Origin of the sequence: Streptomyces sp. NPDC092952 (assembly GCF_044754785.1) — a bacterium.
In the GTDB taxonomy this organism is placed as follows: domain Bacteria; phylum Actinomycetota; class Actinomycetes; order Streptomycetales; family Streptomycetaceae; genus Streptomyces.
This window is the reverse complement of sequence record NZ_JBIVPT010000006.1, coordinates 173,338-186,935: the sequence shown is the minus strand read 5'-3', so window position 1 is coordinate 186,935 and position 13,598 is coordinate 173,338. Positions and strand designations below refer to the sequence as shown.

At 75.1% G+C, this 13,598-nt stretch carries 13 protein-coding genes; 10 read left to right on the top strand and 3 right to left on the bottom strand.

All coding sequences use genetic code 11. From position 1 onward, the window contains the following. The first annotated feature begins 44 nt into the window (after positions 1–44). The 4 genes from ACIQGQ_RS17475 (at position 45) to ACIQGQ_RS17460 (ending at position 3,850) form a co-directional block, all read left to right on the top strand. Complete coding sequence (locus ACIQGQ_RS17475; protein WP_402396416.1) at positions 45–584, top strand: ArsR/SmtB family transcription factor; 540 nt, start codon at positions 45–47, stop codon at positions 582–584. Further along, positions 581–1,849, top strand: coding sequence for an MFS transporter (locus ACIQGQ_RS17470; RefSeq protein WP_402396414.1), 1,269 nt, complete (start codon positions 581–583; stop codon positions 1,847–1,849). Before ACIQGQ_RS17475 ends, ACIQGQ_RS17470 begins: the two co-directional genes overlap by 4 nt. Positions 1,850–2,147: 298 nt before the next feature. Next, positions 2,148–3,110 carry an ROK family protein gene (locus tag ACIQGQ_RS17465; protein WP_402396411.1) on the top strand — a complete coding sequence of 321 codons (963 nt, stop codon included), beginning with the start codon at positions 2,148–2,150 and terminating at the stop codon, positions 3,108–3,110. Between the two features lie 59 nt (positions 3,111–3,169). Further along, complete coding sequence (locus ACIQGQ_RS17460; RefSeq protein WP_402396909.1) at positions 3,170–3,850, top strand: N-acetylmannosamine-6-phosphate 2-epimerase; 681 nt, start codon at positions 3,170–3,172, stop codon at positions 3,848–3,850. A 35-nt stretch (positions 3,851–3,885) separates the two neighbouring features. Here ACIQGQ_RS17460 and ACIQGQ_RS17455 read toward each other — a convergent pair whose 3' ends face one another. Next, complete coding sequence (locus ACIQGQ_RS17455) at positions 3,886–5,115, bottom strand: acetyl-CoA C-acetyltransferase (protein ID WP_402396408.1); 1,230 nt, start codon at positions 5,113–5,115, stop codon at positions 3,886–3,888. A 244-nt stretch (positions 5,116–5,359) separates the two neighbouring features. Here ACIQGQ_RS17455 and ACIQGQ_RS17450 point away from each other — a divergent pair, with 244 nt between their 5' ends. Both ACIQGQ_RS17450 and ACIQGQ_RS17445 read left to right on the top strand, forming a co-directional pair. Next, a complete protein-coding gene (locus ACIQGQ_RS17450; RefSeq protein ID WP_402396406.1) occupies positions 5,360–6,898 on the top strand; it encodes a 3-hydroxyacyl-CoA dehydrogenase in 1,539 nt (512 codons plus the stop codon). A gap of 61 nt (positions 6,899–6,959) precedes the next feature. Continuing rightward, a complete protein-coding gene (locus ACIQGQ_RS17445; RefSeq protein WP_402396403.1) occupies positions 6,960–7,352 on the top strand; it encodes a VOC family protein in 393 nt (130 codons plus the stop codon). Positions 7,353–7,417: 65 nt separating this feature from the next. On the opposite strand, the gene ACIQGQ_RS17440 is transcribed toward ACIQGQ_RS17445, so the two are convergent. Together ACIQGQ_RS17440 and ACIQGQ_RS17435 are read right to left on the bottom strand one after the other, a co-directional pair. Beyond that, positions 7,418–8,116, bottom strand: coding sequence for a DUF6597 domain-containing transcriptional factor (locus ACIQGQ_RS17440; RefSeq protein ID WP_402396401.1), 699 nt, complete (start codon positions 8,114–8,116; stop codon positions 7,418–7,420). Between the two features lie 15 nt (positions 8,117–8,131). Then, complete coding sequence (locus tag ACIQGQ_RS17435) at positions 8,132–9,385, bottom strand: YihY/virulence factor BrkB family protein (protein WP_402396398.1); 1,254 nt, start codon at positions 9,383–9,385, stop codon at positions 8,132–8,134. Between the two features lie 18 nt (positions 9,386–9,403). Here ACIQGQ_RS17435 and ACIQGQ_RS17430 point away from each other — a divergent pair, with 18 nt between their 5' ends. From ACIQGQ_RS17430 to ACIQGQ_RS17415, 4 genes are all read left to right on the top strand, one after another. After that, on the top strand, positions 9,404–11,032 hold the full coding sequence (locus tag ACIQGQ_RS17430) for an acyl-CoA dehydrogenase family protein (RefSeq protein ID WP_402396395.1): 1,629 nt from the start codon (positions 9,404–9,406) through the stop codon (positions 11,030–11,032). 271 nt (positions 11,033–11,303) lie between these two features. Further along, positions 11,304–12,560 (top strand): GAF domain-containing protein, encoded by a 1,257-nt coding sequence (locus ACIQGQ_RS17425; RefSeq protein WP_402396906.1) that lies wholly within the window; start codon positions 11,304–11,306, stop codon positions 12,558–12,560. 65 nt (positions 12,561–12,625) lie between these two features. Then, a complete protein-coding gene (locus tag ACIQGQ_RS17420) occupies positions 12,626–13,237 on the top strand; it encodes a GNAT family N-acetyltransferase (protein ID WP_402396393.1) in 612 nt (203 codons plus the stop codon). A gap of 237 nt (positions 13,238–13,474) precedes the next feature. Then, positions 13,475–13,558: a putative leader peptide gene (locus tag ACIQGQ_RS17415; RefSeq protein WP_317864749.1), complete on the top strand. Its 84-nt coding sequence runs from the start codon at positions 13,475–13,477 to the stop codon at positions 13,556–13,558. Positions 13,559–13,598 lie beyond the last annotated feature (40 nt).

Genomic DNA, 13,598 nt, shown 5'->3' with positions numbered 1-13,598 from the left:
GAAACCCCTTGCGCAATGGTCAAGAGTCGTTGACCATTACTCGCATGCCTACGGACGAACTTCCCGAGACGTTTCACGTCACCACGGACGAGCAGTTGCGCGCCGTCTCCAACCTCACGCGCCACCGGATCATGGCCGTGCTCCGCTTCGAGCCGGCGACGATCACCCAGATCGCCGAGCGGGTGGGCCTCGCGAAAGGGAGCTCCAGCTATCACGTCCGCCTGCTGGAGCGGGCCGGCCTGGTGAAGGTGGTGCGGACGCGCAAGGTGCGGGGCGTCACCGAGCGGTACTACGCGATGGCCGCGCGGTCGATCGTGCTGCCGGATCCCGGCGAGGGAGGCCCGGACGTGCTGATGCGGCACGCGGTGGCGGACCTGGAGGCGTCACCGGCGGACGGGGAGCGGCACGTTCGGCTGGCGCATCTCCGGCTCACCGACGAGCAGTTCGCACAGCTGGGGGCACGCCTGGAGGCCCTGGCCGACGAGTACCGGGAGCTGTCCGATCCATCACTGCCGGACACGTCACTCGTCTTCGCGCTGTTCCACCCGGCACCGCGTACGCAGACCGAGGGGAGCACCGAATGAACACGGACACGAGGAAGTTACCGACCGGCTTCGGACGGCTGTGGACCGCCCAGACGGTCTCCTCGCTCGGCGACGGGGTGACCCACGCCGCGCTGCCGCTGATCGCGTTGACGCTGACGCGGGACCCGATGGCGCTCGCCGTCGTCACGGCCGCGGGCACGCTGCCGTGGCTGCTCTTCGGGGTGCTCGGCGGTGCGCTGGTGGACCGCTGGGACCGACGGCGCACGATGTGGGTCGCGGACGCGGCGCGGGCGGCACTGCTCGCGATACCGGCATCGGCGGCGGCGCTCGACGTGCTGAGCATCCCACTGCTCGCGGCCGTCGCCTTCCTGCTCGGCCTCGGCGGACTCTTCTTCGACACGGCCGCCACGGCCTTCCTGCCGGATCTGCTCCGCCGCGACCCCGTACTCCTGGAGCGCGCCAACTCCCGCCTGCGCGGAGCCCAGACCGCCATGTCCGGCTTCGTGGGACCGCCCGCGGGCAGCACACTGCTCACGCTCGGGCGGGCGGTTCCACTGGTCGCCGACGCGGTGTCGTTCCTGGTCTCCGCGTTGCTCGTCCGTACGCTGCCCGCCATGCCCCGCCCTTCACCGGAGGCCCGTGAACCGCTGCTTCGGCAGGCACGGGCCGGGGCCTCGTACGTCTTCCAGGACCGGCTGCTGCTCGGGCTCGCACTCCGCCCGGCGGTCGGCAACATCGCCTTCCTCGCGGTGGAGACCGTACTCGCGCTCTTCGCGCACGACCGCCTCGGCATCGACACCTACGGCTTCGGCCTGCTCCTCACGGCGGAGGCCACCGGCGGTCTGCTCGGTGCGGCCATCGCCTCCGGGCTCGGCCGACGTCTCGGCACCGGCACCGCGCTGACCTGCACGGCCGCGGTCGAAGGGCTTGCCGTCCTGGGCCTGGCCTCCGCCCCGAACCCGTACGTGGCCGGGCTCGCGCTCGCGGTCTGCGGGGCCGGCATGGGCGCCACGATGGTGCTCGGGCCGTCCCTCCGGCAGGCGATCGTCCCGGCCCGCCTCATGGGCCGGGTCGCCTCCACCTCCCGCATGCTGGCCATGTGCGCCGCCCCCGTCGGGGCCTTCGCCGGCGGCTGGCTCGCCACCGCCTACGACGTCCGCACCCCGCTCTACGCCGCCGCCGGCCTCCTCCTGGCGATGACGGCCGTCACGGCGACCATGACCAGCAACCGCCGGGTCGAAGCGGCGCTGCGGGCCGCCACCCCGGACCACCCCGCCCGGGAGACCGCGCCCGACGCGCCGTGACATCCACCGCGGAGGCGCACCGACGAGTCGGAGCCGGGTCCGCGAGGCCCGGCGAGCGGCCGGGGCACCGGCCCCCTTGACCGGACTCGGGCACACCCGTCTAAGGTGTGCGAGACATAAGACATCTTACGTCTCATGTCTCGATCCGCTCAGTCGGCCCGGGCCACGGATCGGCGCACCGACCGGGCTGGAGCCTCACGATGTCCCTGACCGCACCGCCGCCCGGTGTCGTCCCGCCGGTCGGCACCCCGCCCGGCCGACGCGGTGCCGGGTCCGCCGTCTGCCCGCCGCCGGTCCGATGAGCGGACACTCCGCGCGGGGCACGGCCCCGGTGACCGGGCTCGACCTCGGCGGTACGAAGATCGCCGCCGCGCTCGTCGGGCCGGACGGCACGGTCCTGGCCCGGCACACCCGCCCCACCCCGGCCCGGGACGGCGCGCCCGCCGTGCTGGACGCGCTCGCCGGGGCGGCGGCGGCCGTCGACCCGGAGCGCCGGGCCACGGCGATCGGCGTCGCGGCTGCCGGGGTGGTCGACCCCCGTACCGGCCTGGTCACCAGCGCCACCGACTCCATCGGCGGCTGGGCCGGGACCGCTCTGGGCGCGGGCCTCGCCGACCGCACCGGGACCCCGGTGGCCTGCGACAACGACGTACGGGCCACAGCGGGTCCGGAGTTGGCGGCGCTGACCGCCGAGCCCGGGTACGCGCACGGCTCGCTGCTCTTCCTCGCGGTCGGCACCGGCGTCGGCGGCGCGGTCGCCGTCGACGGGCGGATGCTGCACGGGGCGGCCGGGCTGGCCGGTCATCTCGGCCATCTCCCCAGCCCCGAGGCGGCCGGGCTGCCCTGCACCTGCGGGGCCACCGGCCATCTGGAGGTCATCGCCTCCGGTCCCGGCATCGCCGCCCACTACGAGCGGCTGACCGGCGCGCCGGTGGACCGGCTGGAGACCGTCGCCGCCCGCGCCGGGCGGGGCGAGGCGGCCGCCGTCCGCGCCATCACCACAGGCGCCACCGCCACCGGCCGGCTGCTCGGCGGCCTCGCCAACGCGCTGGGGCCGGACCGGGTCGTCGTCGGCGGCGGCGTCCCCCGGATCGGCCCGCTCTACGGGGACGCGCTGGCCGCCGCGTTCACCGCGGAGCTGATGGGGCCGCTGCGCGGTCTGCTGCCCCGGGCGCCCCTCCTCGGCGCCGACGCGGCGGTGCTCGGCGCCGCCGCCCTCACCACCACCCTGCCCCTCCACCACCCGGGAGCCCCGCGATGACCGCCCAGGAACCGACCACGACCGTTCAGGAACCGACCATGACCACCCGGGAACCGACCCTGTCCGCCGGGGAGTTGGCCGACGCCCTCCGGGGCAGGCTGATCGTCTCCTGCCAGGCCCCGCCCGGCGACCCGATGCGGGACACCGCCACCCTGGTCCGGCTCGCCCGGTCGGCCGTCGCCGGGGGCGGCGCCGCGATCCGCGCCAACGAGCCGGAGGTGGTCGCCGCGATCACCGAGGCCGTCGACCTTCCGGTGATCGGGCTGTGGAAGGACGGCGACGTCGGCGTCTACATCACCCCGAGCGTCCGGCACGCCCTGGCCGTCGCCGGGGCCGGGGCGCGGATCGTCGCCGCCGACGCCACCGACCGGCCCCGCCCGGACGGCTCCACCTTCGCCGAGCTGGTCGCGGCGGTGCACGGGGCGGGCGCGCTGGTGATGGCCGACGTCGCCACGCTCGACGAGGGAATCGCGGCCGCCGAGCAGGGCGCCGACTACGTCTCCACCACGCTCTCCGGTTACGTGTCCGGCAGCCCCCGGCAGTCCGGCCCCGACCTCGACCTGGTCTCCGCGCTGGCCGCCGCAATCACCGTCCCGGTGGTGGCCGAGGGCCGGATCAACACCCCCGGGGAGGCCGCCGAGGCCCTGGCGCGCGGTGCCCACAGCGTGGTCGTCGGGACCGCCATCACCGCCCCCACCGCCCTGACCGCCCGCTTCGTCGCCGGGATCGCCCGGACCTGAGCCCACCGGTGCCGGCCGGGGCCCGGCCGCGGCTCTCAGCCGGCGATCCGCTCGAAGACCGCGGCGAGGCCCTGGCCGCCGCCGATGCACATGGTCTCCAGGCCGTACCGGGCCTCGCGGCGGTGCAGTTCGCGGGTGAGCGTGGCGAGGATCCGGGCACCGGTCGCGCCCACCGGGTGGCCGAGGGAGATCCCGGAGCCGTTGACGTTGATCCGCTGCTCGTGGTCCTTCTCGCCGAGGCCCAGCTCCCGGGTGCAGGCCAGGACCTGGGCGGCGAACGCCTCGTTCAGCTCGATCAGGTCGAGGTCGGCCAGGGTGAGCCCGGCCCGCTCCAGGGCGGTGCGGGTCGCCGGAACGGGGCCGAGCCCCATCGTCGCCGCGGGCACCCCGGCGCGGGCGAAGGAGACCAGCCGGACCAGCGGGGTCAGGCCGAGCCGCTCGGCGGTGGCCGCGCTGGTCACCAGGCAGGCGGCGGCCGCGTCGTTCTGCCCGCTGGCGTTGCCCGCGGTGACGGTCGCCTCCGGGTCGGTCCTCGCCATCACCGGGCGGAGCCCGGCCAGCTGCTCCGCGGTGGTGTCGGGGCGCGGATGCTCGTCGGTGGTGACGACCGTCCCGCCCTTGCGGCTCCGTACGGTGACCGGGACGATCTCCGCGTCGTACCGCCCCTCGGCGGCGGCGCGGGCGGCCCGCTGCTGGGAGCGCAGGGCGAGGGCGTCCTGCTCGGCCCGGCCGACGGCGTACGCCCGCCGCAGGTTCTCGGCGGTCTCGATCATGCCGCCGGGGACGGGGTGGTGGAGGCCGCCCGCGGTGACCCGGCCCCGGGCCAGCGCGTCGTGGAGCTGGAGGCCGGGGCCCTTGATGCCCCAGCGGCCGTCGTGGGTGTAGTACGGGGCGGCGCTCATCACGTCGACGCCGCCCGCGACGACGACCTCGCTGAAACCGGCCCGGATCTGCATCGCCGCGTCCAGGACCGCCTGGAGGCCGGAGCCGCAGCGGCGGTCGACCTGCGATCCGGTGACCGTCTCGGGCAGCCCGGCGTCCAGCGCGGCGACCCGGCCGATGGCGGGCGCCTCGGCGGACGGGTAGGAGTGCCCGAGGATCACCTCGTCGACGGCGTCGGGCGCGATCCCGGTGCGGGCCACCACCTCGGCGACGACCCGCGCGGCGAGGCCGGCCGGGGTCTGCCCGGCGAAGACCCCGCCGAACCGGCCGATGGGCGTACGCAGGGGTTCGCAGATGACGACGTCGGGCTGGCGGTCGGGCACGGTGTGGCCTTTCGGGACGGACGGGCGGATGCCGCCGGGCCCCGGGGCGCGGTCCGGAGGCCCCGTCCGCCCGGCGGACGGACGGCACCGCTTCCGGAGCACGCCCCTGCGCCCGGCGGCCGGACGGGCCCATGGATCCGGGCGGTGACCGAACTCCGGCCGCCGCCCGCAGACATGGGCCCGCTTCCCGTCTATCTTCGCTGAGACCGATCACATGTGACACCCCGAGAGGACCGCAACCGCCATGCGTATCAGGATCGTCGGCGCCGGGGCCATGGGCCGCGGCATCGCCCAGTGGGCGGCGACCGCCGGACACACCGTCGAGCTGGGCGACGTGCGCGCCGAGGCCGTGACGGCCGCCGTGGACTTCGTACGGTCCATGCTGGAGCGGGCCGTGGCGAAGGGCCGGATGTCGGGCGCGGACCGGGACGCCGCCCTGGGGCGGCTGGTTCCGCTCGGCGATCCGTGGGCCGCCGGGCCGGAGGTCGAGCTGGTCGTGGAGGCCGTGCGGGAGGACCTCGCCACCAAGGCCGAGGTCTTCGGCCGGCTGGAGCGGGCGCTCCCGGAGGCGGCCGTCTTCGCGACCAACACCTCCTCCCTGTCGGTCACCACGATCGCCTCGGCGCTGAAGGACCCGACGCGCCTGGCCGGGCTGCACTTCTTCAACCCGGTGCCGCTGATGAGGATCGTCGAGATCGTGCCCGGCGCGGCCACCCGCCCGGAGATCCCGCCCGTCCTGACCGCGTTCGTCGAGGGGTGCGGCCACCGCGCGGTCACCGTCGCCGACACACCCGGCTTCCTGGTCAACCACGCCGGGCGCGGGCTGGTGACCGAGGCCCTGGCGCTGCTGGAGGAGACCGTCGGCGAACCGGCGGACATCGACCGGATCGCCCGTGACGTGCTGGGGCTGCGGATGGGCCCCTTCGAGCTGATGGACCTCACCGGGCTGGACGTGACGGCCGCGGTGATCGACTCGATCTGGCAGGGCTTCCGCCACGCGGACCGGCTCCGCCCCTCCTACCTCACCCCGAACCGGGTGACGGCCGGTCTGCACGGCCGCAAGACCGGGCGCGGCTGGTACGCGTACGGCTCCGGGGCCCCCGCCCCCGCGCCGGAACCGCCCGTCACCGGCGACCCGGACCGCCCGGTGTTCGTGCACGCCCCCGAGGGCCAGGACCGGGACGCGGCGGCACTGCGGGCGGCGCTGGCCGCTTCGGGCGCCGCGGTGGAGTCCGGTGACGGACCGTCGGAGGCGGCCGTGGTGCTGGTCCCGGTGTGGGGGACGTCGGTGGCCTCGGCGGTGGCCGCCGACGGACTGCCCGCCGGACGCGCCTTCGGGGTCGACCCGCTGCCCGCGGCCGGGCGGCGCCGGGTGCTGGCGGTGACCCCGGCGGCGGATCCGGCCGCCGCGCGCGACGCCCGCGCGGTCCTGGCCCGGGCGGCGGCGGACGAGGAGCCCTGGGCGGTGTCGGTGGTGCGGGACACGGCGGGGTCGGTGGCACAGCGGCTGCTCGCCTCGGTGGTGTCGGTCGCGGCCGGGATCGCGGAGCGCTCCATCGCCGCCCCGGGCGACATCGATCTGGCGGTCACGGCGGGGCTCGGCTACCCGTACGGCCCGCTGGCCTGGGGCGAGCGGATCGGCGCGGACCGGATGCTGGCGCTGCACCGGGCGCTGCACCGGACGACGGGCGACCCGCGCCACCGCCCGAGCCGCTGGGTCACCGAGCGCGCCCAGCTCGGTCTCGCCCTGACGGACCCGGGCACCTCCCCCGCCGACTGCTGACCGGGCCGGACGTCCGTTTCGTACAAGACCCGGTGCCGGGGCCGGGCCTACGGTCGGGGGCATGACTCCACGCATGGACGCGATCGGCATCGTCACGGCGGATCTCGCCGCATCGCTCGCCTTCTACCGCCGGCTCGGCCTCGACATCCCCGCCGGAGCGGAATCCGCACCCCACGTCGAAGTGGCCCTCCCGGGCGGGCAGCGGCTGCTCTGGGACACCGAGGACGTGATCCGCTCGTTCGACCCCGGCTGGGCCCCGCCGGCCGGTTGCGACCGCCTCTCGCTGGCCTTCCGGTGCGACGGCCCGGCGGAGGTGGACGCGGTGTACGAGGAGCTGACCGGCGCCGGGTACCGGGGGCATCTGGCGCCGTGGGACGCGGTGTGGGGGCAGCGGTACGCGACGGTCCTCGACCCGGACGGCTGCGCGGTCTCGCTCTTCGCCGCCAACGGCTGAGAGCCTGTCGGGTCGCCTTCGGCCGGAAGGTGGCCACCCGGCATGTCAGCCCGGGTCCGGGGCGCTCAGCGGCCGAGGTGGGCGGTGAGGGTGGTCCCGGTCAGGGCCCGCATCTCCCGGGCGAGATGCGCCTGGTCGGTGCAGCCGGACCGGACCGCCGCCTCGGCGTACGGCACCCCCGACCGGGCCAGGGCCAGCGCCCGCCGCAGCCGCAGCACCCGGGCCAGCGTCTTGGGCCCGTAGCCGAAGGCGGCGAGCGAGCGGCGGTGCAGTTGGCGGGCGCCGATCCCGGCCCGCCGCGCGGTCTCGGCGACGGTCAGCCCCGCGCCGAGCCGCTCCGCGACGTACCGCATCAGCGGATCCGGGGCCGATGCGCGGGCGGCGGCCCCCAGCGCCAGGGCCTCCAGCGCGGCGGCCGCGTCCGGGGCCCCGGCGACCCGGTCGGCGAGCAGGCGTACCCGGTCCGGGGCCCACAGGTCGGCCAGCTCGACCCGGCGGTCGCGCAGTTCGTGCGCCGGTACGCCGAGGAGCGCGGGGGCGGTGCCGGGGGCGAATCGGAGCCCGGCGCACCGCCCGGTGGCCGGGACGGACGGGGTCATGGCCCGGGTGTCGGGGCCCGCGACGAGCAGCCGTCCGCCGATCCAGAGCAGATCCATGCAGCCGTCGGGCAGCACCGGACCGACCGGTCCCCCGGACAGGTCCAGCGTCCACGCGGTCGCGCCCTCGAACCGTGACGCCCGCTCCCGATACCGCTCCTCGCCCATGGTTCTGCCGGGGCGTCAGCCGCCGAGGGCGCCGCCGCGCCCGTCCCGCTCCGGGCCGCCGTCCTTCTCCGGGGCCGTGTCGCCGTCCTCGCCCGGCTCCTTGTCCGGCCCCTTCTCGCGGTGCGGGTGGATCCGGGACTTCACGTCGTCCGGCGGGAGGAACTTCGACCAGCGCTCGGGGAACTCGGACGGCATGTACGGGCTGTCGGCCAGCCCGTCGTCCTCGTCGTCGCCCTCGTCGTCCCAGTCGTATTCCGGCCTGCTCCCCTTCGGGCTCTCCGCCTGCGACCGGGCGACGAACTCGGCCGCCTGGGCGGCCCGCAGCCGGTCGTTCGCCTCACGGGCGGCGGCCGTCGCCATCGAGGGCCACACCCGGTCGATGGCCGCGTTGACCGCCGCGCCGACCAGCACGGCGAAGGCGGAGATGCCGATCCAGAGAAGCACGGCGATCGGGGCCGCCAGCGAGCCGTAGATCGTCGGCCCCTCGACCGTGCTGGTGAGGTAGATGCGCAGCAGGAAGCTGCCGAGCGCCCACATCGCGAGCGCGACCAGCGCCCCGGGCACGTCCTCGATCCACGGCGACCTCACCGGTACCGACACGTGGTAGAGCGTCGTCAGGAACACGATCGACAGCAGGATCACCAGCGGCCAGTACAGGACGCTCATGAGCTCGGTGCCCCACGGGACGAACTCGACGACCCGGTCCGGGCCGACGACGAGCAGCGGCAGCACCACGGACCCGAGCAGCAGCGCGACGACGTACAGGAGGAAGGAGAGCAGCCGGGTCTTGACGATGCCTCGCTGGCCGTCGAGTCCGTACATCACGGTGATCGTGTCGATGAAGACGTTGACCGCGCGGGAGCCCGACCAGAGCGCGATCGCGAAGCCGATCGAGATGACGTCGGGGCGGGCGCCGGTGGAGACGTCCGCGAGGAGCGGTTTGGCGAAGTCGTTGACGCCGCGCTCGCTGAGCACGGTCCCCGCGGCGTCGAGGATGTTGCGCTCGATGGAGGCGACGGTGGTGGTGTTGGTCCACTCGTCGACGTATCCGAGCAGACCGATCAGGGCGAGGAGCAGGGGCGGCAGGGACAGCAGGGTGAAGAACGCGGCCTCGGCGGCGAGCCCGAGAATCCGGTACTCCATGCACGAATTGACGGTGTCCTTGAGCAACTGCCAGGCCATCTGCCGCTTGGACACATTGCGGTAGAGGACTCTGGCCCGGTGGAGCCGGCCCCGTCGCCTCTCGGGTGTTTCATCTGCTGCCTGCACGTCTCTTACCGTATCGGCATGGCAGCCACCACCCACACCGTGTCCAACCAGCCCCCGCCGCTGACCGGCTACGACGTCTACAGCTCCGACCGGGCCCTCACCGAGGCCGTGGAGCGCCACCTCGCGCCCGGTCTGCTGGCCGGGGTCCGGGGCGAGCTCGGTGAGCTGGGCCGGGCGGCGGGCTCCGCCCAGGTGCAGGAGTGGGGGGCGCGCGCGAACGCGCTTCCGCCGGTGCTGCACACCCATGACCGGTACGGGCACCGCATCGACGAGGTCGGGTTCGACCCGGCCTGGCACCGGCTGCTCGGGCACGCGGTCGGCGCGGGCCTGACCGGCGCCTGGGGCAGGCCCGGCGGCCATGTGCGGCGCGCGGCCGGGTTCCTGGTGTGGACGCAGGCCGAGGCGGGGCACGGCTGCCCGCTGTCGATGACGCACGCGGCGGTGCCCGCGCTGCGCGCCGATCCCGCGCTGGCCGCCGTCTGGGAGCCGCTGCTCGCCTCGACGGTGTACGAACGGGAGCTGCGGCCCGTCGCCACGAAGGCCGGGGCGCTCCTCGGGATGGGGCTGACGGAGAAGCAGGGCGGCACGGACGTACGGGCGAACACGACGCGCGCCGAGCCGCTGGCGGCCGGGGGCGAGTACCTGCTCACCGGCCACAAGTGGTTCTGCTCGGCGCCGATGTCCGACGGCTTCCTGGTGCTGGCGCAGGCGCCCGGCGGGCCGACCTGCTTCCTGCTGCCCCGGGTGCTGCCGGACGGGACCCGCAACACCTTCCTGATCCAGCGGCTCAAGGACAAGCTGGGCAACCGGTCGAACGCCTCGGCCGAGGTCGAGTTCGACGGCACCTGGGCGCGCCGGGTCGGCGAGGAGGGGCGCGGGGTGCACACCCTCATGGGGATGGTGGCGGCGACCCGGCTGGACTGCGTGGTGGGTTCGGCGGCGCTGATGCGGCAGGCGGTGGCGCAGGCGGTCCACCACTGCGCGTACCGGGAGGTGTTCGGCGGGCCGCTGATCGACAAGCCGCTGATGCGCAATGTGCTGGCCGATCTGGCGGTGGAGTCGGAGGCCGCGACGGTGCTGGCGATGCGGCTGGCGGCGGCGTACGACGCGGACACCGAGGGCGAGCGGGCCCTGCTGCGGATCGCGGTGCCCGCGGCGAAGTACTGGGTGACCAAGCGGTGCGCCCCGCTGGTGGCCGAGGCGCTGGAGTGCCTCGGCGGCAACGGTTACGTCGAGGAGTCCGGGATGCCCCGGCTGCTGCGCGAGGCGCCGCTCAACTCGATCTGGGAGGGCTCGGGGAACGTGCAGGCGCTGGACGTGCTGCGGGCGCTGCGGCGCGAGCCGATGGCGCTGGACGCGTATCTGCGGGAGGTCGGGGCGGCGCGCGGGGCCGATCACCGGCTGGACCGGGCGATCGGGGGCGTACTGACGGAGCTGGCGGACCTGGACGGGGCCGAGGCGCGGGCCCGTCGGCTGGCCGGGCGGATGGCGCTGGTGCTCCAGGGCGCGCTGCTGGTGCGGTGGGCCCCGCCGGAGGTGGCCGACGCGTTCTGCGCCTCGCGGCTGGGCGGGGACGGGGGCGCCGGCTTCGGGACGCTGCCGCACAGCCTGGACCTGGCCTCGATCGTCGAGCGGGCCCGGCCGTAGGGGCCCGGCGCACAGCGACGGAGGGTGGTGCTGCGCCGACACGGCACCACCCTCCGTCCACACACCGGCGCCGGGACACGGGCCCCGTCAAACGGTGTTCCGCCACTCTCGTACGGCCCCGCCCGCTCTCGCCAGGGTTGCAAAGGGTTGCAACCAATGTGCGGAGTGTGCGGTGTGCGGCCCCCCGCGGCGACAAAATGGGGCCGTGGTGTGTCGAGCAGGCCCTGGCACGTGAGGGGAATTCGAAGTGGGGACTGACGCCTTCGGAGGGATGCGGACGCCCGCCTGGCAGTCCGGCCGGGCAGCCAGGGCGGTCCACCGGGCCAGGGAGGCGGTCGGCTCCGGCGACCGGCCGGCGACCGCGCCGAGGGCCGAGATCGAGGCGTCCTGGAACCGGGTGGTGCACCGCGGCCTCGATCCAGAGCAGTCGACCGAGAGCGTGCTGCTCGGGGTGGACGAGGTCGAGAAGCGGCGGCGCGGCTCCACGCTGAGCGAGGTGATGCCGCTGCTGAACGACCGGCTGGTGTCGCTGGCGGACGCCGCCCAGCAGATCGTGGTGGTCACGGACGTGGAGTGCCGGGTGCTGTGGCGCCGGGGCAACGCCGCGGTGCTGCGGCGGGCGGACGGCATCTGCCTGGCTGAGGGGGCGACCTGGGCGGAGGAGAGCACGGGGACGAACGCGATCGGCACGGCGCTGGCGGCCCGGGTCCCGGTCCAGGTCCACTCCTCGGAGCACTTCGTCCGCGCCCTGCACAACTGGACGTGCGCGGCGGCGCCGGTCCGCGATCCGCGCGACGGCCGGCTGATGGGCATCGTCGACATGAGCGGTCCGCTCTCGACGTTCCATCCGACGACGCTCGCCCTGGTCAGCTCGGTGGCCGGGCTGGCGGAGAGCGAGATCAGGGACCGGCATCTGCGGGCGCTCGACCGGCTGCGTTCGGTGGCGGCGCCGCTGGTGTGCCGGCTGGGCGGCCGGGCACTGGCGGTGGACGTCAACGGCTGGCTCGCCGCGGTGACGGGGATGGAGCCGGTGGACCGGCTGCCGCTGCCCAAGGCGTTACGGCCGGGCCGGGTGTGGCTGCCGTCGCTCGGCATGTGCCGGGTGGAGCCGCTGCCGGGCGGCTGGCTGATCCAGGTCGCGGACGCGCCGTCGGACGGGGCACCGCAGCGGGTGGTGCTGGATCTGAGCCGGCCGCACGGGCTGAGGATCAACGTGGTGGGCGAGGTGGGCACCTGGACGCAGCGGCTCTCGCCGCGCCACGCGGAGCTGCTGTACGCGCTGGCCCTGCGCCGCGAGGGGCGTACCGCCTCCGAGCTGGCCGAGGACCTGTTCGGCGACCCGAGCCGGACGGTGACGGTCCGGGCGGAGATCTCCCGGGTGCGCCGCCATCTCGCCCAGGTGCTCGCGCACCGCCCGTACCGCTTCGGCGACGGCGTGGAGGTGGAGGTGATCCATCCGGACGATCCGGCCGACCTGCTGCCCCGGTCGACGGCCCCGGTGGTGGTCGGAGCACGTCACCGCAGTTAGGACGGGGTGTCCGCGCTTCGGGACCGGCTTTGGCGGACGCGACGGGGCGTGGTTCCCTGGCAGTCATGAACAGCCCCGCACCGCGCACCGCCGCTCCCGCCCCCGCCCGCACCACCGAGGTGACCATCTGGTCCCTGGAGCAGACCTCCCCCGACGATCTGCGGCCGGCCCCGGCCCCGGAGGGGGATGTGCGGATCGTCCGTTCGCAGACGCCGCTGCCGGAGTTCAGCCGCTTCCTGTACACGGCGGTCGGCGGGGACATCCAGTGGACGGACCGGCTGGGGATGACGTACGCGCAGTGGCAGGAGGCCCTGGACCGGCCGGGCGCCGAGACCTGGGTCGCGTACGAGAACGGCACCCCGGCCGGGTACGTCGAGCTGGACCCGCAGGACGAGGGCGTCGTCGAGATCATGTACTTCGGACTGATCCCGGCCTTCCGGGGGCGCCGGATCGGCGGCCACCTGCTCTCGTACGGGGTGGCCCGCGCCTGGGACCTGGCGGAGCGGTGGCCGGAGCGGACGCCGACGAAGCGGGTCTGGCTGCACACCTGCTCCAAGGACGGCCCGCACGCCATGGACAACTACCTGCGGCGCGGCTTCCGGCTCTTCGACACCAAGGTGGAGCTGGAGCCCGAGGTGGCGACCCCGGGCCCCTGGCCGGGTGCCGCCCGCGGCTGAACCGCCCGGCCGGACCGCCCGGCGGAGCCGTTCAACAGGGCCTTCCGGCTGGGCCGTTCGGCGGAACGGCGGCGGTGCGACGGTGCTGCGGGCGCCCGGAGGATTAGCGTCATTACGGACAGACCGCTCCGGTGACCCCGAGTGACGGGCGCCACACCATCTCACCCATCGGGATATTCTCGTCCACATAACGGATAGTGGTGGACTGGCCCAAGATGCGCGTGCCACGCTTCCGACATGCCTGGAACTGGAATTGCCTTGGTGAGTCGACGCCACGTCGACCTCGGCCGCGTGTCCAGCGCCATCTGTCCGGCGAGCTGAGAGTCCCAGCACCGCCGCCTCTTCCTCTTTCTCCGCAATG

Bases quoted from the DNA above. Each gene is read 5' to 3' on its own strand.
- ACIQGQ_RS17415 (WP_317864749.1), top strand. From the start codon at position 13,475: ATGCCTGGAACTGGAATTGCCTTGGTGAGTCGACGCCACGTCGACCTC.
- ACIQGQ_RS17445 (WP_402396403.1), top strand. From the start codon at position 6,960: ATGACTCCACGCATGGACGCGATCGGCATCGTCACGGCGGATCTCGCC.
- ACIQGQ_RS17450 (WP_402396406.1), top strand. From the start codon at position 5,360: ATGCGTATCAGGATCGTCGGCGCCGGGGCCATGGGCCGCGGCATCGCC.
- ACIQGQ_RS17420 (WP_402396393.1), top strand. From the start codon at position 12,626: ATGAACAGCCCCGCACCGCGCACCGCCGCTCCCGCCCCCGCCCGCACC.
- ACIQGQ_RS17430 (WP_402396395.1), top strand. From the start codon at position 9,404: ATGGCAGCCACCACCCACACCGTGTCCAACCAGCCCCCGCCGCTGACC.
- ACIQGQ_RS17425 (WP_402396906.1), top strand. From the start codon at position 11,304: ATGCGGACGCCCGCCTGGCAGTCCGGCCGGGCAGCCAGGGCGGTCCAC.
- ACIQGQ_RS17465 (WP_402396411.1), top strand. From the start codon at position 2,148: ATGAGCGGACACTCCGCGCGGGGCACGGCCCCGGTGACCGGGCTCGAC.
- ACIQGQ_RS17470 (WP_402396414.1), top strand. From the start codon at position 581: ATGAACACGGACACGAGGAAGTTACCGACCGGCTTCGGACGGCTGTGG.
- ACIQGQ_RS17475 (WP_402396416.1), top strand. From the start codon at position 45: ATGCCTACGGACGAACTTCCCGAGACGTTTCACGTCACCACGGACGAG.
- ACIQGQ_RS17440 (WP_402396401.1), bottom strand. From the start codon at position 8,116: ATGGGCGAGGAGCGGTATCGGGAGCGGGCGTCACGGTTCGAGGGCGCG.